At 73.5% G+C, this 22,986-nt stretch carries 22 protein-coding genes; 18 read left to right on the top strand and 4 right to left on the bottom strand.

Annotated features, from left to right (window positions below):
* Positions 1–6: 6 nt before the first annotated feature.
* The 4 genes from AB0J55_RS44835 (at position 7) to AB0J55_RS44820 (ending at position 6,072) form a co-directional block, all read left to right on the top strand.
* On the top strand, positions 7–3,075 hold the full coding sequence (locus AB0J55_RS44835; RefSeq protein ID WP_364264024.1) for an FAD-binding and (Fe-S)-binding domain-containing protein: 3,069 nt from the start codon (positions 7–9) through the stop codon (positions 3,073–3,075).
* Positions 3,072–3,512, top strand: a complete 441-nt coding sequence (locus tag AB0J55_RS44830) for a hypothetical protein (protein ID WP_364264021.1) — start codon at positions 3,072–3,074, stop codon at positions 3,510–3,512. Before AB0J55_RS44835 ends, AB0J55_RS44830 begins: the two co-directional genes overlap by 4 nt.
* 94 nt (positions 3,513–3,606) lie before the next feature.
* Entirely contained in the window at positions 3,607–4,620 is a 1,014-nt protein-coding gene (locus tag AB0J55_RS44825; protein WP_364264018.1) for an SDR family oxidoreductase, read from the top strand.
* Between the two features lie 528 nt (positions 4,621–5,148).
* Positions 5,149–6,072, top strand: a complete 924-nt coding sequence (locus AB0J55_RS44820; protein WP_364264015.1) for a sensor histidine kinase — start codon at positions 5,149–5,151, stop codon at positions 6,070–6,072.
* A 242-nt stretch (positions 6,073–6,314) separates the two neighbouring features.
* Here AB0J55_RS44820 and AB0J55_RS44815 read toward each other — a convergent pair whose 3' ends face one another.
* Complete coding sequence (locus AB0J55_RS44815) at positions 6,315–6,827, bottom strand: phosphatase PAP2 family protein (RefSeq protein ID WP_364264012.1); 513 nt, start codon at positions 6,825–6,827, stop codon at positions 6,315–6,317.
* A 127-nt stretch (positions 6,828–6,954) separates the two neighbouring features.
* On the opposite strand from AB0J55_RS44815, the gene AB0J55_RS44810 reads away from it, so the two are divergent.
* Genes AB0J55_RS44810 through AB0J55_RS44795 form a run of 4 tightly spaced genes read left to right on the top strand, consistent with a single transcriptional unit; the run spans position 6,955 to position 9,299 of the window.
* Entirely contained in the window at positions 6,955–7,371 is a 417-nt protein-coding gene (locus AB0J55_RS44810; protein ID WP_364264009.1) for a hypothetical protein, read from the top strand.
* Entirely contained in the window at positions 7,368–8,600 is a 1,233-nt protein-coding gene (locus tag AB0J55_RS44805) for a divalent metal cation transporter (protein WP_364264006.1), read from the top strand. Before AB0J55_RS44810 ends, AB0J55_RS44805 begins: the two co-directional genes overlap by 4 nt.
* Positions 8,597–8,986, top strand: a complete 390-nt coding sequence (locus AB0J55_RS44800) for a hypothetical protein (RefSeq protein WP_364264003.1) — start codon at positions 8,597–8,599, stop codon at positions 8,984–8,986. Before AB0J55_RS44805 ends, AB0J55_RS44800 begins: the two co-directional genes overlap by 4 nt.
* The gene (locus AB0J55_RS44795; RefSeq protein WP_364264000.1) at positions 8,973–9,299 is read left to right on the top strand and encodes a hypothetical protein; all 327 of its coding nucleotides are present in this window, start codon (positions 8,973–8,975) and stop codon (positions 9,297–9,299) included. Before AB0J55_RS44800 ends, AB0J55_RS44795 begins: the two co-directional genes overlap by 14 nt.
* 344 nt (positions 9,300–9,643) lie before the next feature.
* Here AB0J55_RS44795 and AB0J55_RS44790 read toward each other — a convergent pair whose 3' ends face one another.
* Together AB0J55_RS44790 and AB0J55_RS44785 are read right to left on the bottom strand one after the other, a co-directional pair.
* Entirely contained in the window at positions 9,644–10,030 is a 387-nt protein-coding gene (locus AB0J55_RS44790) for an STAS domain-containing protein (RefSeq protein ID WP_364263997.1), read from the bottom strand.
* 311 nt (positions 10,031–10,341) lie between these two features.
* The gene (locus tag AB0J55_RS44785) at positions 10,342–11,940 is read right to left on the bottom strand and encodes a sialidase family protein (RefSeq protein WP_364263995.1); all 1,599 of its coding nucleotides are present in this window, start codon (positions 11,938–11,940) and stop codon (positions 10,342–10,344) included.
* Positions 11,941–12,248: 308 nt separating this feature from the next.
* Here AB0J55_RS44785 and AB0J55_RS44780 point away from each other — a divergent pair, with 308 nt between their 5' ends.
* From AB0J55_RS44780 to AB0J55_RS44740, 9 genes are all read left to right on the top strand, one after another.
* Positions 12,249–13,721, top strand: a complete 1,473-nt coding sequence (locus AB0J55_RS44780; RefSeq protein WP_364263992.1) for an aldehyde dehydrogenase family protein — start codon at positions 12,249–12,251, stop codon at positions 13,719–13,721.
* Positions 13,722–13,740: 19 nt separating this feature from the next.
* Complete coding sequence (locus AB0J55_RS44775; protein WP_364263989.1) at positions 13,741–14,844, top strand: NAD(P)-dependent alcohol dehydrogenase; 1,104 nt, start codon at positions 13,741–13,743, stop codon at positions 14,842–14,844.
* 11 nt (positions 14,845–14,855) lie between these two features.
* Entirely contained in the window at positions 14,856–16,382 is a 1,527-nt protein-coding gene (locus tag AB0J55_RS44770; protein WP_364263986.1) for a long-chain fatty acid--CoA ligase, read from the top strand.
* The gene (locus AB0J55_RS44765; RefSeq protein WP_364263983.1) at positions 16,379–17,155 is read left to right on the top strand and encodes a crotonase/enoyl-CoA hydratase family protein; all 777 of its coding nucleotides are present in this window, start codon (positions 16,379–16,381) and stop codon (positions 17,153–17,155) included. The genes AB0J55_RS44770 and AB0J55_RS44765 overlap by 4 nt, the downstream gene beginning before the upstream one ends.
* A complete protein-coding gene (locus tag AB0J55_RS44760; protein WP_364263980.1) occupies positions 17,152–19,068 on the top strand; it encodes an acetoacetate--CoA ligase in 1,917 nt (638 codons plus the stop codon). The genes AB0J55_RS44765 and AB0J55_RS44760 overlap by 4 nt, the downstream gene beginning before the upstream one ends.
* Before the next feature lie 35 nt (positions 19,069–19,103).
* The gene (locus AB0J55_RS44755; protein WP_364263977.1) at positions 19,104–19,997 is read left to right on the top strand and encodes a 3-hydroxyacyl-CoA dehydrogenase NAD-binding domain-containing protein; all 894 of its coding nucleotides are present in this window, start codon (positions 19,104–19,106) and stop codon (positions 19,995–19,997) included.
* 13 nt (positions 19,998–20,010) lie between these two features.
* Positions 20,011–20,877, top strand: a complete 867-nt coding sequence (gene couO, locus AB0J55_RS44750) for a 4-hydroxyphenyl-beta-ketoacyl-CoA hydrolase (protein ID WP_364263974.1) — start codon at positions 20,011–20,013, stop codon at positions 20,875–20,877.
* A 75-nt stretch (positions 20,878–20,952) separates the two neighbouring features.
* Positions 20,953–21,174: a DUF2188 domain-containing protein gene (locus AB0J55_RS44745; RefSeq protein WP_364264048.1), complete on the top strand. Its 222-nt coding sequence runs from the start codon at positions 20,953–20,955 to the stop codon at positions 21,172–21,174.
* A gap of 80 nt (positions 21,175–21,254) precedes the next feature.
* Positions 21,255–21,992, top strand: a complete 738-nt coding sequence (locus AB0J55_RS44740) for a hypothetical protein (RefSeq protein ID WP_364263971.1) — start codon at positions 21,255–21,257, stop codon at positions 21,990–21,992.
* Between the two features lie 40 nt (positions 21,993–22,032).
* Here the strand turns inward: AB0J55_RS44740 and AB0J55_RS44735 are convergent, their stop codons facing one another.
* Positions 22,033–22,770 carry an ATP-binding protein gene (locus AB0J55_RS44735; RefSeq protein WP_364263968.1) on the bottom strand — a complete coding sequence of 246 codons (738 nt, stop codon included), beginning with the start codon at positions 22,768–22,770 and terminating at the stop codon, positions 22,033–22,035.
* Between the two features lie 122 nt (positions 22,771–22,892).
* On the opposite strand from AB0J55_RS44735, the gene AB0J55_RS44730 reads away from it, so the two are divergent.
* A partial coding sequence (locus tag AB0J55_RS44730; protein ID WP_364260667.1) for a manganese catalase family protein occupies positions 22,893–22,986 on the top strand: 94 nt, incomplete at its 3' end.

The following is a 22,986-nucleotide window of genomic DNA, read 5'->3' as shown; positions in this document are numbered from 1 at the left end:
TCCGCGATGGGACCCGTCCAGCTCCCCGATCCGGTGGTGCGCCACGCGGATCGCGAGGAGATCGACACCGGCGCGCTCGCCGCGGCGCTGCGCGAGCGCGTCGACGGCGAAGTCCGGTTCGACCGCGGCACACGCGCGGCGTACTCGACCGACGCGTCCAACTTCCGGCAAGTGCCCCTCGGCGTCGTGCTGCCGAGGACGCCGGAGGACGCGGTGGCGGCGCTGGCGGTGGCGCGGGAGTTCCGGGCGCCGGTGCTGTCCCGCGGCGGCGGCACCAGCCTCGCCGGCCAGTGCACGAACACCGCCGTCGTGCTCGACTTCTCCAAGTACTGCACCGAACTGGAGTCCGTCGACGCGGACGCCCGGACCTGCGTGGTCCAGCCGGGGATCGTGCTCGACGAACTGAACCGGCAGCTCGCCGACACCGGCCTGCGGTTCGGGCCGGAACCGGCGACGCACATGAACTGCACCCTCGGCGGCATGATCGGCAACAACTCCTGCGGCGCCACGGCCCAGCGGACCGGCAAGGTCGTCGACAACATCGCCCGCCTGGAAGTCGTCACCTACGACGGAACCCGGTTCTGGTGCGGGGAAACCACCGACGAGGAGTACGCCGCGATCGAGCGGCACGGCGATCCGCGCGCCGCGATCTACCGGCAGCTGCGCCGGCTGCGCGACGAATACGGCGAGGAGATCCGCCGCCGGTACCCGGACATCCCGCGCCGCGTCTCGGGCTACAACCTGGACTCGCTGCTGCCGGAGCACCACTTCGACGTCGCCGGGCTGCTCGTCGGCAGCGAGTCCACTTTGGTCACCGTGCTGCGGGCCGAGCTGGAGCTCGTCCCGGTGCTGCCGGAACGGACGCTCGTGGTGCTCGGCTACCGGGACATCGCCACCGCCGCCGACGCCGTGCCCGCGGTGCTCCCGCACGAACCGGTCGCGCTGGAAGGCGTCGACCACAAGCTGATCCGGGACGAGCAGATCAAGGACATGAACCCGAAGGCCCTCGGCGAGCTGCCGCACGGGCGCGCGTTCCTGATGGTGCAGTTCGCCGCGGCCACGCACGAGGAGGCCGAGCAGCAGGCGCACCGGATGCTCGACGCCCTGCACGACACCGAGCACGAAGCCGACGTCGAGTTCCTCGATGATCCCGCCCGGGAAGAGGAGCTCTGGCAGGTTCGCGAGGCCGGGCTCGGCGCGACCGCGCACCTGCCGGGCCGGGCCGACACCTTCGAAGGCTGGGAGGACTCCGCCGTCGCGCCGGAACGGCTCGGCGAGTACCTGCGGAAGCTGACCGCGCTGTACGAAGAGTTCGGGTACGCCGGCGAAACGGGCCCGAGCCTGTACGGTCACTTCGGCCAGGGCTGCGTGCACACGCGGATCCCGTTCGACCTCTACAGCGCCGACGGTGTCGCCACCTACCGGCGGTTCATGGAGCGCGCCGCCGACCTGGTGGCGGAGCTGGGCGGCTCGTTCTCCGGCGAGCACGGCGACGGCCAGTCCCGCGGCGAACTGCTGCCGAAGATGTTCGGCGAGGACCTGGTGATCGCGTTCGGCAGGCTGAAGGCCGTCTTCGACCCCGGGAACCGGATGAACCCCGGCAAGGTCGTCGCCCCCTACCGGCTCGACGAGAACCTGCGTCTCGGTGCGGGCTGGGCGCCCGCCGACCCGCAGGACCTGTACTTCCGCTTCCCCGACGACGGCGGCTCGTTCGCCCAGGCCGCCAACCGCTGCGTCGGCGTCGGCCGCTGCCGTCAGCACACCACGAGCGGCGGGCAGGTCATGTGCCCGTCGTACCAGGTGACCGGCGAGGAGGAGCACTCCACGCGCGGCCGGGCGCGGCTGCTGTTCGAGATGCTGGACGGCCACGGCGACAGCCCGGTCGGCGACGGCTGGCGCTCCACGGAGGTGCGGGAGGCCCTCGATCTCTGCCTGGCCTGCAAGGGGTGCAAGACCGACTGCCCGGCCAATGTGGACATGGCGACGTACAAGGCGGAGTTCCTCGCCCACCACTACGAAGGCCGGCCCTGGCGGCGGCCGCGGTCGGACTTCACGATGGGCTGGCTGCCGGCGTTCGCCCAGGTGGTGGGCCGGCTGCGGGCCGGGCGCGTGGTCAACGCCCTGACGCACGCGCCGGGGCTGGCCCGGCTGGCGACCCTGGTCGCGGGCGTGGAGGACCGCGAAGTCCCGATGTTCGCCGGGGAGACGCTGCAGCAGTGGTTCGCCCGGCGCGGGCCGTCCGGCACCGGCGCCCGCGGGACGGTGCTGCTGTGGCCGGACACGTTCACCAACTCGTTCCACCCGCACGTCGGGCAGGCCGCAATCCGGCTGATGGAGGACGCCGGGTGGCGGGTGAAGCTGCCGTCGGCGGCGCTGTGCTGCGGTCTGACGTGGATCTCGACCGGGCAGCTGGGCGTCGCGAAGCACATCCTGGCCCGCACGGTCCGCGAGCTGGCCCCGCACCTGCACGACGGCGGGCTCATCGTCGGCCTGGAACCCAGCTGCACGGCGGTGTTCCGCGCGGACGCGGCCGACCTGTTCCCCGGCGACCAGGACGTCCGGCGGCTGCGCGCGCAGACGGTCACCCTCGCCGAGCTGCTGACCGAGCACTCCCCCGGCTACCGACCACCCCGGCTGGACGCGAAGGCGATCGCGCAGGTGCACTGCCACCAGCACGCGATCATGGGCTGGGACGCCGACCGCAAGCTCCTCGAAGCGGCAGGCGTCGACGCCGAGCACCTCGACTCGGGCTGCTGCGGCCTGGCGGGCAACTTCGGGTTCGAGAAGGGGCACCTGGAGGTGTCGAAGGCGTGCGCCGAGCGGGTGCTGCTTCCCCGCGTCCGGGACGCTGCACCGGAGACGGCGGTGCTCGCCGACGGTTTCAGCTGCCGGACCCAGCTGCACGAGCTCGACAGCGGCGGGCGGGAAGGGGTGCACCTGGTGGAGCTGCTGGCCCGCGGGCTCGGCGGCCCGCCCCCGGGTTCGCCGCCCCGGCGCAGGTGGACGGCGGTGGCGGCCGCCCTCGGCGCGGCCGCGGTGGCCGCGGGTTTCGCGGTGCGCCGGAGCCTCCGGTGACGCGCGGCGTGGCCACGGCCCGTGCGGCGTGGGGCGGCGGGGTACTGGTGGTTTCGCGGTACCTGCCGGTGCCGCGGAAGATGGCGCTGGCATTGGGTTTCCGCCACCTGGCCCAGGCGGCGGCGGTCCTGCGGCGGCCGGAGGGCGTGGTGGCCCGCTGGGGCTGGACGATCGACGTGACGCACAGCGTGAGCATGCTCGTCCTGGCCGCGGTGTCCCGGCGGTGGCGGGCGGCGGCGCTGGCGAACGCGGTCGTGGCGGCAGGGTGGGCCCGGGCGGCCCGGCCTCGGGGGGAGGGCGGCCGCCGGCCTCGGAGACGGGCGGCCCCACCACCGGAACCCGACCCGGCCGCACACGGCCGCCGTCGGCGGCGCGGCTCGGCCGGGCCTGCTCGCGGCGCACCCGCAGGTCCCGGAACCGGCCCAGGGGCCCGGTGAGCGGGCCGCCCAGAGCCGCAGCGCCCCTCCGCCCGTGCCGGCCGCCGCCCTGTTCCCTTCTCGCCCCTTTCACCAGCTTCCGATCGGAGAACCCATGACCAGCCAGACCCCGCACCAGGTCGTCGTCGTCACCGGGGCGAGCGGCGGCATCGGCCGGGCCGTCGCGCGGGCCTTCGGAGCCCGGCACGCCCGTGTCGCGCTGCTCGCCCGCGGTGAAGCCGGGCTCGCGGCCGCCGCCGAAGACGTCACCGCGGCCGGCGGGACCGCGCTCGCCGTCCCCACCGATGTCGCCGACTTCGGGCAGGTCGAGGCCGCCGCCGAACGGGCCGAGAAGGAACTCGGGCCGATCGATGTGTGGGTGAACGTCGCCTTCACCTCCGTCTTCGCGCCGTTCGAGGAGATCGAGCCCGACGAGTTCCGGCGCGTCACCGAGGTCAGCTACCTCGGTTACGTCCACGGCACGACCGCCGCCCTGCGGCGGATGAAGCCCCGCGACCGGGGCACGATCGTGCAGGTCGGCTCGGCCCTCGCCTACCGCGGGATCCCCTTGCAGAGCGCCTACTGCGGCGCGAAGCACGCCATTCAGGGCTTCAACGAGGCCCTGCGCTGCGAGCTCCTGCACGACGGCAGCCACGTCCGCACCACGATGGTGCAGATGCCGGCCGTCAACACGCCGCAGTTCTCCTGGGTCCGCTCCAAACTGCCACGGCACGCGCAGCCGGTGCCGCCGATCTACCAGCCCGAAGTCGCCGCCCGCGCGGTGGTGCACGCCGCCGATCACCCGGGCCGGCGCGAGTACTGGGTCGGCGGCAGCACCGTCGGCACGCTCGTCGCGAACGCCGTCGCCCCCGGGATCCTCGACCGCTACCTCGCCCGCACCGGGTACCGGTCCCAGCAGACCGGCGACCCGAAGCCCGCGAACCAGCCGGAAAACCTGTGGTCCCCGGCCGACCGCGGCCGCGACTTCGGCGCCCACGGCGAGTTCGACGGCAAGGCAACCCCGCGCAGCCTCCAGCTGTGGGCGAGCCACCACCACGCCCTCCTCGCCGCCGGCGGCAGCGCGCTCGCCGCGACGGCGCTGGCGCTGTGGCGCCGGGCGAGGTCCTAGAGCACCGGCGCGGCCGGACAGCAGGCCGCCGCGGGGGCGACGCAGGGCGCCACGCTGGCCCCGCCACGAGGGCGGCGCAGCGTGCCACGTAGGCCGGCGCACACCGCCGGGGAGCAGGCCCGCCACGAGGGCGGCGCAGCACGCCACGCAAGCTGACGCACACCGCTGGCGAGCAACCCCGCCGCGACGGCGGCGCAGCACACCACGCAAGCCGGCGCACACCGCTGGCGAGCAACCCCGCCGCGACGGCGGCGCAGCACACCACGCAAGCCGGCGCGCACCGCCAGGGAGCGGCCCGCCGCGAGGGCGGTGCAGCACGCCACGTAAGGCGCCGGGGAGCAGGCCCGCCGCGACGGCGGCGCAGCGTGCCGGGTAGGCCGGCTCGTCCGACCGACCCGGCGGCTACTCCGCCACCGCCGGTCCGGAAGCCTCCTCCACCTCGGCGCGAAGGCCGTTCACCGGAGGGCCGGGCACCGCCCGATCGTGGTCCCGCATACTGGTGAGGTCCCCGGCGGAAGGAGAGGCGGCTTGCGCGCACCCGTGGACCCCTTCGGGCACCCCGCGTTGTTCTACCGCGGTGCCGCCGAATACCTGGCGGGCACCGTGCCGTTCGTGTGGGACGGGCTCGCCGCCGGCGAGCCGGTGGCGGTCGCAGTGCCCGGGGACAATCTCGCCCTGCTGCGGCGCGAGCTCGGCGCGGACGCCGCCCGCGTCCGCCTGCTGGACATGACCGAGGCCGGGCGCAACCCCGGCCGCATCATCCCCGGCGTGCTGCGCGCGTTCGCCGACACGCACCCCGGCCGCCGGGCGCGGATCATCGGCGAGCCGATCTGGGCGGCGCGGTCGGCGGTCGAGTACCCGGCGTGCGTCCAGCACGAAGCCCTCATCAACCCCGCCTTCACCGGCCGGGACGTGACGATCCTCTGCCCGTACGACGCCGACGCCCTGTCCCCGGACGTCCTCGCCGACGCCGAGGCGACGCACCCGGTGCTGGTCGACGGCACCGGCCGGCGCACCAGCACCGCGTACGACCCGGAGGGCGTGATCGCCCGCTACAACGAGCCCCTGCCGGTGCCGGAGGGCGCTTTCGAGCTGAAGGACACGACGGACCTCGCGGCGGCGCGAGCGCTGACCCACGTCCGCGCGGCCGCGGCGGGCCTGAGCGCCGACCGGGTCGCCGACATCGAGGTGGTCGTCACCGAGCTGCTGTCCAACAGCGTCGAGCACGGCAGCGGCACGGGCACGCTCCGGTGCTGGGCCGCCGCCGGCGAGTTCGTGTGCGAAGTCCACGACGACGGCCACCTCACCGACCCACTGGCCGGCCGCCACCCGGCCACGCCCGACCAGCCCCGCGGCCGCGGCCTCCTGCTGGTCAACCACCTGGCCGACCTGGTCCGGCTGCACACGGGCGACGGTCACGGCACGACGTTCCGGGCGTACTTCCGCACCTGAGACAGACCGGCCCGCCGCACGACCCCGGGCCGTCGAGCACGCCCCCGCGCCTGAAGCAGGCCGACCCGCCGCACCGCCGCCGGTCTCCGCAGCACGACCCCCGCACTGAGACAGGCCGACCCGCCGCACTGCCACCAGCCTCCACAGCACGACCTCGGCACCTGAGACCAGCCGGCTCACCGCACCACCCCCGGCCGTACCCCCACACCGGAACCACACCAGCCCGCCGCACTACCCCGGCGCTACCTCCCTGCCGGCTCCCCGCGCCGGAGCCTCCGGTGCACCAAACCGCCCACCACAGCCCCGATCGCCACGCCGCCGTACACATCCGTCGGCCAGTGCGCCCGGGTGCGGAGGCGGCTGTAACAGACCGCCGCCGCCAGTGGGGCGATCGCCGCTCCCGTCGCCGGGGCCGTGAGCGCGACCGCGACCGTGAACGCCGCCGCCGTCGTCGCGTGTGTGGACGGGAACGCCGGTGACTTCGGCTGTTCCGGCAGCGCCCGCCGCGCCGGCAGCCGCTGCGCCGGCGGCCGCGGGCGGCGGACCACCGCCTTCACCACGTGGCCGGCCGCCATCCCGGCCGCGCCCGCGACGAGCCCGTGGCCCGCCGCCCGGCGGCGGGCTCCCGGCCGCCACGCCAGCACCGCGGCCACGGCGAGCCAGAGCACGCCGCCCTGGGCCGCTGTGCTGAGGGCCGTGACCGGCCACGCCGGACGGGTGACCGGAAGGTCGTTTTCGTCCGGTCCGTCACCCATACGAACGACGTCTTCGCTCGGCATTTCCCCCTTTTTCCCATCATGGCCCCGGTTCAACCGTCCGTCTGTCCACGGTGGAGATTCGCGCGGGACGTTTACCACTGACACGATCGGGTATCCCGCGTCCGTGAATGCGCATCGGTTACGCGCGGCGGCCGCACTCGTCTCAATCGCCACCCTGGTGGCGGGCTGCGGGACCGATCCGCAGGCCGAAACCGTGCACGCCGGCCGGGAGATCCGGGGCCAGCTCGAGCTCCTGCGGCTCGTGGTGACCGCCGACCGGGACGAGGTCCCGCCCGTGCCCAGCCTCTCGGTCACCGTCCGCGACGCCGCCGACGAACTCGGCTCCGCCGGCCAGGACGTCGGCAAGCTGACCGACGACCGCGCCCGGGCCGCGCTGGCGTCGATCACCGACCGCGGGGTCGCGCTCGCCCACCGGCTCGACGACGGCCTCGGCGACGGCACCGACCAGGGGCTCGATGGGATCGACGCCGAACTGCAGGGCCTGATCGGCGAGCTCGCCCGCTGGGGCGTGACGTCGTGAGCAAGAAGTTCCTCGCCGTCACCCTCGGCATCCTCACCGCGGTCGGCGGGTTCGTCGACATCGGCGACCTCGTCGAAAGCGGTGTCGTCGGCGCCCGGTACGGGATGGCGATGGTCTGGGTGACCGTGCTGGGCGTGCTCGGGATCTGCGTCTACGCCGACATGTCCGGCCGTGTCGTCGCCGTGTCCGGGCGCCCGGTGTTCGACCTGATCCGCGAGCGCCTCGGCCCGCGGATGGCGCTGCTCAACCTCGCCGGGTCGTTCCTCATCACGCTGCTGACCGTGTGCGCGGAAATCGGCGGCGTCGCGATCACCATCGAACTGGCCTCCGGGGTCGACCGGCTGGTCTGGGTGCTGCCGATCGGCGTGCTCGTCTGGCTCGTGGTCTGGCGGGTCGGGTTCGAGCGGATGGAGACCGGGTTCGGCCTCGGCGGGCTCGCCATCGGCGTGTTCGCCGTCGCGATCTTCTTCCTGCACCCCGACTGGTCGTCGCTCGGCGCGCAGGTCGTCCAGCTGGCGCCGCCGGCCGACCAGGCGCTGCCGACCTACGCCTACCACGCGGTGGCGCTGTTCGCCTCGGCGATGACGCCGTACGAGGTGTTCTTCTTCTCCTCCGGCGGCGTCGAAGAGGGCTGGAAGGTCAAGGACCTGCCCGTGCAGCGCGCCAACGTGCTGCTCGGCTTCCCCCTCGGCGGCCTGCTCGCCATCGCCGTGATGGCGTGCGCGGCGACGGTGCTGTTCCCGGCCGGCGTCGACGTCAGCCAGGTCAGCCAGATCGTCCTGCCGGTGACGCTCGCGCTGGGGACCGCGGGCCTGGTGATCGTGCTGATCGGCATCTTCGCCGCGACCTTCGGCGCGGCGCTGGAGACCGGGCTGTCGTCGGGGTACATGCTGGCCCAGTACTTCGGCTGGGACTGGGGCAAGCGGCGGGCGCCGCGCAACGCCGCCCGCTTCCACCTCACCGTCGGCGCCGGCCTGCTGCTCGCCGTGCTGGTGGTGCAGACGGGCATCGACCCGGTGGGCCTGACCGAGATTTCGCTGATCTTCTCCGCGGTGGCGCTGCCGCTGACCTACCTGCCGGTGCTCATCGTGGCCAACGACCGCGAGTACCTCGGGAAGCACGCGAACCGCCACTTCAGCAACATCGTCGGCGTCGGCATGCTCGTCATCATCGCCGTCGCGGCGGTGGCGGCGATCCCCCTGATGATCTTCACCGGAGCAGGCCAATGAACCCGTGGACCGATCTCGGCCTCGTCGACCTGAGCGACTCGCTGCTCGACCGCCAGATCACCGGCGAGGACGGCACCGTCGTCGGCAAGGTCGACGACCTCGAACTCCGCGCGGAGGACGGGACCTACGTCGTCGACGCGCTGCTCGTGGGCCCGGAGGCGCTCGCCGACCGCATCGGCGGCCCGATCGGCAAGCTGCTGCGCCGCATCGGCCGCGGCTTCCGCGCGGGCGCGCCGCAACGCATCCCGCTGAACGCGGTCCGCGGCATCGAACCGACGGTCGTGGTGACGACGGCGGTGGCGCAGGCGACGGAAAGCCCGTCGGAGGACTGGCTGCGGCGCCGGATCATCGGCCGGATCCCGGGAGCGGGCCGTGCGAGCCGGTGAGCTGCTCGGCCGCCGCGCCCGCGACGCGAACGGCCGGGACCTGGGCGCGATCCGCGAGATCCGCGCCGAAGCCGTCCCGCGCTCGGACGGGCTGCCGGAGCTGGTGGTGCGCGGGGTGATCGTGGGCCGCACGCGGGTGCGGCTGTTCGGGTACCAGCGCCACGACCAGCGGGGTCCGGCACCGCTGGTGGCGCTGATCCGCCGGCTGCACCGGCACAGCCGGTACGTGGCTTGGGAGGACCTGGACCTGTCCGGCCCGGAGGTCCGCGTGCGGCGGCCGTTCGCGGAATTGGCCGGGATCGACCGCCCCTGAGCGCGCCACACCGGAAAGCCCGGCGCGGCACCACGTCGGCCCGCACCGGGCACTGGCCGCGGAGGGTCAGTTCGCGTGCCTGGAGAGTCGGTTCGCGTACCCGGACGGTCGGCTTGCGTACCCGGACGGTCGACTCGCGTACCCGGGCGGACGACACGCGTACTTGAGCGGACGACACGCGTGCCTGAGCGGACGACACGCGTACCCGGACAGTCGGTTCGCGTACCTGGAGGGTCGGCTTGCGTACCTGGAGGGTCGGTTCGTGTGTGCAGGCGGACGACACGCGTGTCTGGGGGGACGACACGCGTGGGGCGGCTCCGCGGCCCGGGGGCCGTGGAGGGTGGTCAGCTTTGGCTGGGGATCTCCGTGGCGCGTTCCCAGCCCGACGGCAGGCGGCTCACGTTGAGGGCGTGGTCGAGGCCGCTGGCCGACAACGCGCGGCGCACCACCCGGTTGTCTCCCGTGACGATGCGGAGGGTCGCGTTCTCGCGGACCGTGCGGGCCTGGATGCCGCCGAGGGCGGCCAGGCCCGCTCCGTCGAGGAAGTCGACCTCGGACAGGTCCAGGACCAGGACCGGGAACCGGCGGTGGGCCCACGTGTCCAGCGCCGAACGGACCTGGGGGGCGCTGTCCGCGTCGAGGGCGCCGCGGATCCGGACCATCACCGCGCCGAAGTACGGGCGGATCACCTGGATGTCGAACGCGGTGCGCTGTTCGCGCGCCGACGGCATTACGGGGATCGCCGTCGCTGGGGGCTGGACGACTAACATTCTTCCACGCCTCATTCGCAGATGACGTGACGAGCGGGCCGTGCTCGACCGACCCGCTCGTTCGCTGGCAAGTTCGGGGGACGGCGGCTGCTGCATGCTGAACCGCACTTCGCAGCGTAGTCCTTGATCCGAACGGCGCAACCCCGCCAACGGCCGAACCCCACGCCTCCGCACGCGACCCGCACGCGCGTTTCTCAAACCACCCATCCGGGTGAACCGCGGCCAGACCGCGGCGGGAACGGCGACCGGGCCGGTCACCGTTCCCGCCGGGTTCAGCCGGCGTGGTTGGCGAAGATGTCCGACGCACCACTGGTGGCAAGCGGCCGTGCGACGCCGAAGTAGGCGGTGAACGACGTCGTTCCGGCGAGCCCGGAGTAGTCGCCGAGGAAGTAGCCGCCCGCGTCCGGTGCGGTGGTGTAGTCGAACGGGGCGGCCGTCAGCCGGGTCTGCCCGTTGACCGCCCAGTTCGCCGGGTTGCCGCAGTCGCTCGTGGCGGCGTGGCAGTGGGCGATGAAGCTGTCGGTCAGGCCGGGCTGCGCCGGCGTCGCGTTCTGCAGGTCGTAGTAGGTCAGGCCGATCGTGCCGTCCGCGGTGGCGTGGATCTGCGGCACGAACGCCGGGGTGTCGCCCGGCGACTGGTCGACGCGGATCGTGTCACCCCACGTGAGCCCGCCGTCCGCGGACTGCGCGAAGGCGATCTTCGAAGCGCCCGTGGGGCTGAACCGGGAGTCCTGCCAGACCGCGTACACGAATCCGTTGACCGGGTTGACGGCGAACTCGGGCAGCTCGTCGCTGGAGCGGACCGGGTGGCCGGCGATCGTCACCGACGCCACCTGCTGGGTGTCGATGCCGATCGCGCCCGACCAGGTGGTGCCGCCGTCGGTGGACCGGATGACCGCCGCGGTGGACGTCGACGAGCCGCGGCAGTGCTGCCCGCCGTGGGTGTACGGGCAGGCACCGCCCTTGTTGGTGATCAGGTCGAAGCCGTCGATCAGCACCCCGCGGCCGGGGCCGGTCGTGGGCACGACGATCTGGTTGCCGATCGTCTGGTCGTTCTGCCCGGGGTCGAAGACGATCCGGCCGGTGCTCCAGGTCCGCCCCTGGTCGGTGGTGCGGGAGAAGTAGCTCGGGCCGCGGTAGGTGAACGCGTGGTTGTACGCGCTGGGGTTGGCGTGGCTCTGCGGCGAGACCAGCTGGTCCCACACCGCGTAGGCGCGGTCGGCGAGCAGCGGGTCGGCGGTCACCGACTCCTTGTCGTTGAGCACCTGCGTCGAGGTGTCCAGGCGCGCGGTGACCGGGGTTTCCCAGTGGTCGCCGCCGTCGAGGGAGCGGCTGATCAGGATCGCGCTCGCCCCGCCGAACGCCGGGCCGTCGGCGTTGAACGAGTCCGCGATCGAGTACACGACCCGGCCGTCGGCGGAGAAGCTGACCCACGGGTCGGTGGTGCGCTGGAAGTACCCGGGCGAGCCGGCGGGCGCCCCGGCGCAGATGCTGAACCGCGGCTGCGCGGCGGCCGGCGTCCAGGTGGCCCCGCCGTCGCGGGAGACGACGTTGGTGAGGCCGTTGGACCCGCCGTCGTTCCAGCGGTCCTGCTGGGCCGAGCCGACGAGGTGGCGCGGATCGGCCGGGTCGGCGGCGACGTACGGCTCGACCTCGGACGCGGCGTAGTTCACGCTGCCGCGCGCCTGCTGCTGGGCGACGAGCGCGGCGCACGCGGCCCCGCCGCCCAGCGGGTGGTCGGGCACCCGGACCGGGACCCCGGCGGCGAAGGTGGTGGCGGCGGCGACCCCGGCGGCGGCCAGCAGGGCGAACACCGCGGCGCCGGGCGGCAGGGATCGGCGGGCGAACCGCCGGGGGATGTTCGGGTTCACGGATGACCTCTTTTCCGGCACCCCGGGCCGCGGAAAGGCCACGGCCCTCTCGCGGGCATTGGTGAGTCGCCGCCCTCCGACCAGCCGTTACGCGATTCGGGCGGCCCGGTGAAATATCCGGTTTCCCGGTGAAAAATTCGTCCGTCCACACCGGACCCGGTTAACGGGAGGACAATTTTCGGCCGCGGGAAATTGCTTCGCGCGCGTGGCCGCGGAGACGGTGCCCTTGACAGCGGGCGGCTCTCCCGCGCATCCTTGGCTATCTCAGGGTTCCTGATATAGACGCCGCTCAGTGAGGAGTCGGACCGATGACCGCAGTGGAGGAGCGGCCGGGCACCCGGCCTCGCCCGGACGTCGAGCCGGGCCGGCTGTTCGTCGGCGGCCGGTGGACCGAGACCGCCGGCCGCTTCGACGCCGTGGACCCGGCCACCGGCAAGACCCTCACCACCCTCGCCCGCGCGACCCGCGCCGACGTGGACGCCGCGGTCGCCGCGGCCCGGCGGGCGTTCGAGGGCTGGGCCGCGACGCCGGGCCGGCACCGGGCCCGCGTGCTGCACCGGGTCGCGGACCTGGTGCGAGCCCGCGCGGACGAGCTCGCCGCCCTCGAGAGCGCCGACGTCGGGAAGCCGATCTCGCTGTGCCGGGCCGTCGACGTCGAGACCGTCGCCGAGCAGTACGAGTACTACTCGGCCCTCGCGCAGGGCGTGGACGGCGCCACGCGGCAGATCCCGATCCCCGCGCACGCCTACACGCGCCGCGAGCCGCTCGGCGTGGTCGCCGCGATCACGCCGTTCAACTTCCCGCTGATCCTGTCGACGTCGAAGATCGCGCCCGCGCTGGCCGCCGGGAACACCGTGGTGCACAAACCGGCCGAGGACACCTCCCTCACCGCGCTGCTGATGGCCGAGCTGCTCGCCGAGGCCGGCGTCCCGGACGGCGCGCTCAACGTGGTCACCGGTTTCGGCACGGAGATCGGCGAAACCCTGCTGAGCCACCCTGGTGTGGACAAGATCGCGTTCACCGGCTCGACCGCGGTCGGCCGGCACGCGGCGAGCGTGGCCGGCGAGCACCTCAAGCCGGTCACCCTGGAACTGGGCGGCAACGCCGCGCACCTCGTGTTCGAGGACGCGGACGTCGAGCAGGCGGTCGCCGCGGTGATCAAGGCGTTCGTCTTCAACACCGGCCAGTTCTGCATGGGCGGGCCGCGGTTGCTCGTCGCCGACGCGCTCTACGACACGATCCTGGGCGCGCTCGCGGAAGCCGTGCCGCACGTGCCGGTCGGCGACCCGTTCGACCCCGCGACGGTGGTCGGCCCGATGGCGGGCGAGCGCCACCGGGCGAAGGTGGAGCAGTACGTCGAGCTGGCCCGCGCCGACGGCGGCCGGATCGTCACCGGCGGCGGGCGGCCGGCCATCGAGGGCGGGTTCTTCTTCCAGCCCACGGTGATCGCGGACCTGCCGGCGGACTCTCGCGTCATCCGCGAAGAGATCTTCGGCCCGGTGCTGACCGTCCAGCGCTTCGCGACCGAGGACGAAGCGGTCGCGCTCGCCAACAGCACGCCCTACGGCCTCGCGGCCGGGCTGCAGACGACGGACCTCGCCCGCGCGCACCGGGTCGCCGCGCGGCTGGAGGCCGGGATCGTCTGGGTCAACGACTGGGCGATGCTCGACCCCGCGATCCCCTTCGGCGGCGTCAAGGACTCCGGCTTCGGCCGCGAGTACGGCCCCGAATCCCTCGACGCCTACACGCGCACGAAGTCCGTCGTCATCTCCCTCGCCTGAAGTCCCCAGGAGAAGTCCCATGCCCACCACCACCGCGGCCGTCGTGGAGTCGGCCGGCGCCGGGTTCACCCTCGGCGAAGTGTCCCTCGACGCGCTCCGCCCGGACGAGGTCCGGGTCCGGATCGTCGCCACCGGCGTCTGCCACACCGACCTCGGCGTCGCCGCCGGCGCCCTGCCCTTCCCGCTGCCCGGCGTGCTCGGCCACGAAGGCGCCGGGATCGTCGAGGAGACCGGCGCCGCGGTCACCCGCGTCCGGCCGGGCGACCGGGTCCTGCTCAGCTACACCTCCTGCGGCGGCTGCGCGAACTGCCGCGACGGCCACCCCGCCTACTGCGAGACCTGGCTGCCCGCCAACCTGCTCGGCGGGCAGCGCCCGGACGGCACCACCCCGATCTCGCGCGACGGCACCCCCATCGGCGGCCACTTCTTCGGCCAGTCCAGCTTCGCCGGGCACGCCGTGGCCGACGAACGCAGCGTCGTCAAGGTCGCCGCCGACGCGCCGCTGGACCTGCTGGCCCCGCTCGGCTGCGGCGTCATGACCGGCGCCGGCGCCGTGTGGAACGTCCTCACCCCGCGCCCGGGCGCCACGCTGCTGGTCACCGGCGCCGGCGCGGTCGGCCTCTCGGCGATCATGGCCGCCCATCTGACGCCGGCGACCCGGATCATCGCCGTCGACCGCGTTCCCGGCCGGCTCGGGCTCGCCCGCGAGCTCGGCGCCACCGACACGATCGACACGAGCGGCGAAGACCTCGCCGAGGCGGTCGGCAAGCTGACCGGCGGCCGCGGCGTCGACGGCGTCGTCGAGACGACCGGCAACGCCGGCATGCTGGGGACGGCGATCGGCGCGCTCGCCGCGCGCGGCACCGCGGTCGTCGTCGGCGCGCCCGCCTTCGGCACCACGGTCGGCGTGGACGTCAACTTCCTGCTCCCCGGCCGGCACGTCACCGGCCTCACCATGGGTGACGCCGACACGCAGGCGCTGGTGCCGACCCTGGCCGAGCTGGTCGCCGCGGGCCGGTTCCCGCTCGGAAAGCTGGTCACGCACTACGAGTTCGGGCAGATTCAACAGGCAGTGGACGACATGCTCGCGGGCACGACGATCAAGCCGGTCCTGCGGTGGTGAAGGAGGCAGGCGTGCACCTCCCCGACTTCGGCCTGGGCAGCTGGCCCGCGCGGCGGGCGCGGATCGACCCGGACCGCACCGCGCTGGTGGAGGCCGGCCGGTCGCTCACCTACGCCGGGCTCGCCGGCCGGGTGGAGCGGCTCGCCGGAGCGCTGACCCGGCGCGGCGTGCGCCCGGGCGACCGCGTGGCCTACCTCGGCGTCAACGCCATCACCGTGTTCGAGACGCTGTTCGCCACCGCCCGCTGCGGCGCGATCTTCGTCCCGCTCAACTACCGCCTCTCCCCCACCGAGATCCGGTACATGCTCGACGACAGCGGCGCTTCGGTCCTCGTGCACAGCGCGGACACCGCCGAGCTGGTGGCGGCGGCCGGGGCGCTGCCGGACGGCGCCGTCATCGCGACCGAGGGGGACTTCGAGGCGGAGGTCGCCGAGGCCGGGCCGGCGCCGGAAACCGCGGTGCGGCTGGAAGACCCGTGCCTGCTGCTCTACACCTCCGGCACCACCGGACGGCCGAAGGCGGCGGTCCTCACCCACGCCAACCTGACCTGGAACACCGTCAACCAGCTCGCGCACCTCGACGTCCTGGGCACCGACAAGGCGCTGTGCATCGCGCCGCTGTTCCACTGCGTCGGGCTGGGCCAGATCACGCTGCCGACGCTGTTCAAAGGTGGCAGTGTGGAGCCGGTGGCCAAGTTCGACCCGGGCACCATCCTCGCCCGGATCGGCGAGGCCGGGATCACCAGCTTCTCCGCGGTGCCGACGATGCTGGAGATGATGTGCCGGCACGAGGACTGGGACCGCACCGACCTGAGCTCGCTGACCTGCGTGCTCTACGGCGGCTCACCGGTGGCCGAGCGCGTCGCGCGCGCGTGGCTCGACCGCGGCGTGCAGCTCCTGCAGGGCTACGGCATGACCGAGGCCGCCCCGGGCGTCTCGATGGCCACCCACGAGGGCACGCCGGCCCACCCGGTCGCCGCCGGGGTGCCGCACTTCTTCACCGACGTGGCCGCGCTCGGCCCCGACCTCACGCCGCAGCCGCTCGACGGGACCCCGGCCGAGCTGCTCGTGCGCGGCCCGCACGTCTTCGGCGGTTACTGGAACCGGCCCGAAGAATCGGCAGCGAGCTTCGTCGACGGCGACTGGTTCCGCACCGGTGACGTCGTCCGCGTCGACGAAGACGGCTGGGCCCACGTCGTCGACCGGGTCAAGGACATGATCATCTCCGGCGGGGAAAACGTGTACCCGGCCGAGATCGAGGCGGTCGCCGTCCGGCTCGACGAAGTCGACGCCTGTGCCGTCGTCGGCGTGGCCGACGAGCGCTGGGGCGAGGCCGGCGCCGCCTTCGTCGTCGTCCGGCCCGGGGCGAAGCTCGACGAAGCACAGTTCCGCACCCACCTCGAACAGCACCTGGCGCGCTACAAGATCCCGAAGCACGTGCTGTTCACCGACACCCTGCCCCGCAATGCGACCGGCAAGATCCGCCGCGTCGAACTGCGCGCCCGCGCCGCCGAAACCTTGACGAACGGACCCGCATGACCTCGCCCCTCCTGCCCCCCACGCTGCGCCTGGAGCTGCGGGACGACATCGCCGTGCTGCGGCTGGCGCGTCCCGAGAAGCGCAACGCGCTCGACGACGCGACCGTGCTCGGCCTCGAGTCGTTCTTCGGCAGCCCGCCGCCGGGGGTCAAGGCCGTCGTGCTGGACGCCGTCGGCGACCACTTCTCCGCCGGGCTCGACCTGTCCGAGCTCACCGAGCGCGACGCGTTCGAGGGCCTGGAGCACTCGATGATGTGGCACCGCGCGTTCGAGCGGCTCGAACGCGGGCGGGTGCCGGTGGTCGCGGTGCTCAAGGGCGCGGTCGTCGGCGGCGGCCTGGAACTGGCGGCCGCCGCGCACATCCGCGTCGCGGAGTCCTCGGCGTTCTACGCCCTGCCGGAGGGCCAGCGCGGGCTGTTCGTCGGCGGCGGCGCGTCGGTGCGGGTGCCGCGGCTGATCGGCGCGCACCGGATGGCCGACATGATGCTCACCGGCCGCGTACTCGACGCCGACGAGGGCCACGCCGCCGGGTTGTCGCACTACCGCGTCGAAAACGGCCTGGAGCACGCGCTCGGCCTGGCCCGCAAGATCGCCTCGAACTCGCCGATCACGAACTTCGCCGTGCTGCAGGCCCTGCCCCGCATCGCCGAGGCCAACCCGGCCGAGGGCTACCTGATGGAGGCGCTGATGGCCGCGGTCGCCGGCGGCAGCGCCGAGGCGAAGGAGCGGATGCAGGCGTTCCTCGACAAGCGCGCCGGGAAGGTCGTCCCGTGATCCTCCGCCCGGTCGCACCCGACGTGCGCGAGACCACCGAGATCGGCCGGTACCTGCGGTGGCTCGAAGCACGCGGGCACTTCTTCGACGACTACGCGGCCCTGCACCGGTGGTCGGTGACCGACCTCGGCGGCTTCTGGTCCTCGATCAAGGACTTCTTCGGCGTCCGCTTCCCCACCCCGGCCACCGCGGTGGTGCCCGACCGGACCATGCCCGGCACGGAGTGGTTCCCCGGCGCCACCCTGAACTACGCCGAACACGCCCTCGGCCACGGCCCGGACGGCGCCGCCGCAGTCATCGCCTACTCCCAGACGCGGGAACGCACCGAGCTGACCTGGGGGCAGCTGCGCGACCAGGTCGCGCGCGCCCGCGCGGGGCTGGCCCGGCTCGGGGTCGGCCGCGGCGACCGCGTGGTGGCGTACCTGCCGAACATCCCCGAAACGGTGGTCGCGTACCTCGCGGTCGCGAGCCTGGGCGCGATCTGGGCGTCCTGCGCCCCCGAATTCGGCGCCCGGTCGGTGGTCGACCGGTTCGGCCAGATCGAGCCGCGGGTGCTGCTGACCGTGTCCGGCTACCGCTACGGCGCCAAGGACATCGACCGCCGCGAGGAGGTCGCCGCGATCCGGGCCGGCCTGCCGACCGTCGAGCACGTGGTGCACGTCCCCTACGGCAGCCATGACCTCCCCGGCACGCTCGCGTGGGCCGATCTGCTCACCGAAAGCACACCGGGATTCGAGCCGGTCGGCTTCGCGCACCCGCTGTGCGTGCTGTTCTCCTCCGGCACCACGGGCAAGCCGAAGGCGATCGTGCACGGCCACGGCGGCATCCTGCTGGAGCACCTGAAGAACCACGGCCTCAGCTGGGACCTGCGCCCGGGCGACCGGATCCTGTGGTTCTCCACCACCGCCTGGATGATGTGGAACGCGCTGGTGTCGGGGCTGCTCACCGGCGCGTCGATCGTGCTCGTCGACGGCAACCCGCTGCACCCGGACCTGGCCTGGCAGTGGCGGCTGGCCGCGGAAACGCGGGCGACGCTGATGGGCGCGAGCCCGGGATTCCTGATGGCGTGCCGGAAAGCGGGCCTCGACCCGGCCGCCGAGCACGACCTGTCCGCGCTGCGGCAGCTCGGCGCGGCCGGCAGCCCGCTGCCCGCCGAAGGCTTCCACTGGGTGCACGAGAAGTTCCCGGGCGTCCTGCTCAACGTCGGCAGCGGCGGCACCGACGTGTGCAGCGGCATCGTCCAGGGCGGCCCGCTGCAGCCGGTCGTGGCGGGCGAGATCTCCGGTCCCTGCCTCGGCGTCGACGCGAAGGCGTTCGACGAGCACGGGACCCCGGTGGTCGGTGAGCTCGGCGAGCTGGTGATCACCGCGCCGATGCCGTCGATGCCGGTCGGGTTCTGGGGCGACTCCGGCGAGCGCTACCGCGAAACGTACTTCTCCGTGTACCCGGGGATCTGGCGGCACGGCGACTGGGTCCGGTTCACCCCGGAGGGCAGCTGCGTCATCGCCGGCCGCTCGGACGCCACCCTCAACCGCGGCGGCGTCCGGCTGGGCACCGCCGAGTTCTACGCCGTCGTCGAAGAGCTCCCCGAGGTCGCCGACGCCCTCGTCGTGCACCTCGAAGACCCGGCCGGGGGCAACGGCGACCTCCGGCTGTTCGTGGCGCTGCACGACGGCGCGGAACTCGACGACACCCTGCGCCGCAAGATCGCTTCGGCGCTGCGGACCGCGCTGTCGCCGCGGCACGTGCCGGACGCGATCACCGCCGTCCCGGCGATCCCCCGCAACCGCACCGGGAAGAAACTGGAGCTGCCGGTGAAGAAACTCCTGCTCGGCGCCGCGATCGACGACGTCGTCGGCCGGGACGTCCTGGCCGACCCCACCGCACTGGACCACTTCGGGACGTCCGCATGAGCACCGCCGACGTACTTCCTCCCGCGGAGGCGGAAATGAGCACCGTCGCGGTCGTCGGCACCGGCGTGATCGGCGCGAGCTGGGCCGCCCTCTTCCTGGACCGGGGCCTCGACGTCGTCGCCACCGATCCGGCGCCCGGCGCCGAGGAGCGGTTGCGGAGCGCGCTCGAAGGCACGCCGGCCGAGCGGCTGCGGTTCGTGGCCGACGCCGGGGAGGCGGCCGCCGCCGCGGATTTCGTCCAGGAGAACGGGCCGGAGCGCGAGGACGTCAAGCACGCGCTGTTCGCCGTCCTCGACGAGGCCGCGCGGCCGGACGTGGTCCTGGCGAGCAGCTCGTCCGGGCTGCTGCCGAGCGTCATCGCCCGCGGCTGCCCGCGCCACCCGGAGCGGGTCGTCGTCGGGCACCCGTTCAACCCGCCGCACCTGATCCCGCTCGTCGAGGTCGTGCCGGGCCGCGAGACCGCGCCCGAGGTCGTCGACCGGGCCGTGGCGTTCTACGCCTCGCTCGGGAAGCGGCCCATCCGGCTGGCGCGGGAGGTGCCCGGCCACGTCGCCAACCGGCTGCAGGCCGCGCTGTGGCAGGAGGCGTACTCCCTCGTCGAACGCGGTGTCGCGACCGTCGCCGACATCGACGCCGCCATCGCCAACGGCCCCGGCCTGCGCTGGGCCGTGCTCGGCCCGTTCGTCAACCAGCACCTCTCCGGCGGCGCGGGCGGGCTCGCGCACGTCCTGGCCCACCTCGGGCCGCCCACCGAAGAGTGGTGGCGCGACCTGGGCCGCGTCCACCTGACCCCGGAGCTCGCCGAAACCCTGGTCGCCGGGGTCGACGCCGAGCTGGCCGGCACCGACCACGACCGGCTCGTCGCCGCCCGCGACGCCGTCCTCACCCGCCTGCTGGCCGCCAAGGCCGCGCAGCCCGACCTGCCCTGACCTGGAGCTCCTCGTGGACCTTTCCTCGCTGACCGCCATCGACGTGCACACCCACGTCGAACAGGACGGCCACGGCTGTTTCGCTCTCGACCAGGAACTGCTGGACGCTTCCGAGAAGTACTTCCGCGCCGGCCAGGACCGCACGCCGACGGTGGGCGCGATCGCCGAGCACTACCGGGCCCGGAACATGGCCGCCGTCGTGTTCACGGTCGAGGCGCCGGCCGCGACCGGGCACCCGGCGCTGTCGAGCGAGGAGATCGCCGACGCGGCCGCCGAGCACGCCGACGTGCTCATCCCGTTCGGCTCGGTCGACCCGCACGCCGGCAAGGCGGCCGTGCTGCGCGCGCGGCGGCTGGTGGGCGAGCACGGCGTGCGGGGGTTCAAGTTCCACCCGAGCCTGCAGGCGTTCGAGCCCGACGACGTCCGGTACTACCCGCTTTACGAAGCGATTGCAGAGCTGGGCGTGCCGGCCCTGTTCCACACCGGGCAGACCGGCATCGGCGCCGGCCTGCCGGGCGGGCACGGCATCAAGCTGCGCTATTCGAACCCGATGCTGCTCGACGACGTCGCCGCCGACTTCCCGGACCTGACGGTGATCCTGGCGCACCCGTCGGTGCCGTGGCAGGACGAAGCGATCTCGGTCGCGACGCACAAGGCGAACGTGTACATCGACCTGTCGGGCTGGTCGCCGAAGTACTTCCCGCCGCAGCTGGTGCGCGCGGCCAACACGCTGCTGAAGCGCAAGGTGCTGTTCGGCTCGGACTTCCCGGTGATCACCCCGGACCGCTGGCTCGCCGACTTCGCCGAACTGGAGATCAAGGACGAGGTGCGGCCGCTGATCCTCAAGGACAACGCCATCGGGGTACTCGGGCTGACCTGATCCGCCGGAAGACGTTTGTCCGCTACGTCCCCGGGCATTCGCAGCCTTCCAGCACTCACGATGGGAGGCGACGTCGTGGCGGAGGGTGACGTGCACACCTACTTCGAAGACGGACTCTGGAAGAACCGGGTCGAAGGCGGTCGGCGGGCATCCAACACCTCCCCGCGCCGCATCGACGCCGTGCTGGCCGGACGGCAGATCGCGCGGAAGCGCCGGGTCGGGCACTTCGTCCACACCCCCCAGGGCGACGTCGAGACCGAACGGGACTTCCGGCCCCGCCGTCCGGCGTCCGGGTGAGCCCTCTGTAACGAATCACCCGTTCGGACGATAGCCCGTTCGTGCCCGGGGACGCCCCGGCCTTCACGAACGGACTACCCATGCCTCGCCTCCGCCTGGCCGCACTCCTCACGGCCGGATCCCTCGTCCTCGTCTCCGGCTGCTCCGGCAGCCCGAGCACGCCGGCGCCGGCCGCCGCTTCGTCGTCGTCCGCGGCGCCGTCCTCGAGCGCGCCGGCGGCCCCGGCCCTCGCCGCCGACAAGGTGGGCGCCGCCGTCGCCGACGCCGCCAAGCAGGCGTCGGCCGTGCACGTCAAGGGCACGATGGCCCAGGACGGCAGCAACGTGAACCTGGACCTGCAGCTCAACCCGGACAGCGCGAGCGGCACGGTCGTCAAGGACGGCCTCGAGATCCCCGTCCTGCGCATCGGCGACAAGTACTGGTTCCGCTTCACCGACTCGCTGGTGAAGCAGGCCGGGATCCCGGCGTCGGCCGCCAAGCAGCTCACCGGCAAGTGGGTCGCGTCCACGGCCAAGGTCGGCGCGGGCATCGCCGACGCCTTCAAGGTGTTCCTCGACTACAAGTCGTTCACCCAGGGCACCCTCGGCGAACTGGAGAAGTCGACCTTCACCGGCGGCGAGCCCACCACGCTCGCCGGCGCGCCGGCGCTGAGCTTCACGAGCCCGGACGGCACGGCCACCGTGGCCGCCGCCGAACCGCACTACCTGCTGCGCATGCAGGACCCGAAGAGCGGCGCGATGGAGTTCGGCGACTGGAACAAGCCGACCACCGTGTCGGAGCCCCCGGCCGCGGAGATCTACTCCGGCCCCGGTTCCTGATCGCCGGGATCCCGGACGCCGCCGCGGCGGCGTCCGGGATTCACGCCCGGGCCAGCACGGCCCACACGGTCTTGCCGCCGGACCGCGTCCGGCTGCAGCCCCAGGTCTTCGCGACCTTCGTGACCATCCGCAGCCCGAGGCCGGCTCCCACCAGGTCGAGCCCCTCCCGCAGCACCGCGGCCCGCGAACTGGTGTCCGACACCTCGACGGCCAGCTTCCCCCGGCGCAGCTCCAGCCGCAGCCGGGGCTCGGAATCGGTGTGCCGCAACGTGTTCTCGACGAATTCGGTCGCGATCAGCTCGGCGTCCTCGGCCAGCTCGGGCACCATCCACTCCGCGCAGGTGCCCCGGACGAAGGCGCGGGCCCGCGCCGAGGCGCGCGTCGACCGGTCGAGCAGCCGGCCGGCCCGGCGGCGGACCGGCCGGGTCAGCGCCGCCTCCGCCGTGCCGACGTCGGCGTACACCGGTACCCGGCGGTCCACCCCGTGGGCGGCGAGCACCGCACGCTGTTCCGGCCGCCCGGTGACGAGGGCGAACGGGACCGCCGGCCAGTCGCCGATCCGCAGGGCGACCAGCGCGAACACCCGGAGCAGCGCGCGGTCGCGCAGCTCCAGGCGTTCGATGTCGACGAGTACGCCGTCTTCGGAATCCGTCGCGAACTCCAGCAGCCCGTCCCGCAGCTGCGGGTACGTCGTCCGGTCGAGCACCCCGACCAGGGCCGCCTTCGCCGGCGCGCCCTGCCGGGGCACCAGTAACACCGAGTTGTGCCGCGCAAGCACCGGCGACCACCTCCTCCGTGGATCACTCGATCGGATAACCCTTCCCGAACCCGTCAAACACGGCTTTTCCCCGATTGACCGGGCCGGACGGGGGAACTCCGCGGGCTCGGAAGGGAGATCACGTGTTCCGTCACACGAAGCTGCTGCAGTTCGAAGCCAAGCCCGAAAAGCCCGACCCCGTCTACGCCCACAAACTCCAGGAACTCATCGGCGGCG

Origin of the sequence: Amycolatopsis sp. NPDC049688, assembly GCF_040674975.1 — a bacterium.
GTDB lineage: Bacteria > Actinomycetota > Actinomycetes > Mycobacteriales > Pseudonocardiaceae > Amycolatopsis.
Note: the sequence above shows the minus strand (reverse complement) of the source record. Positions and strands in the feature narration are given on the sequence as shown.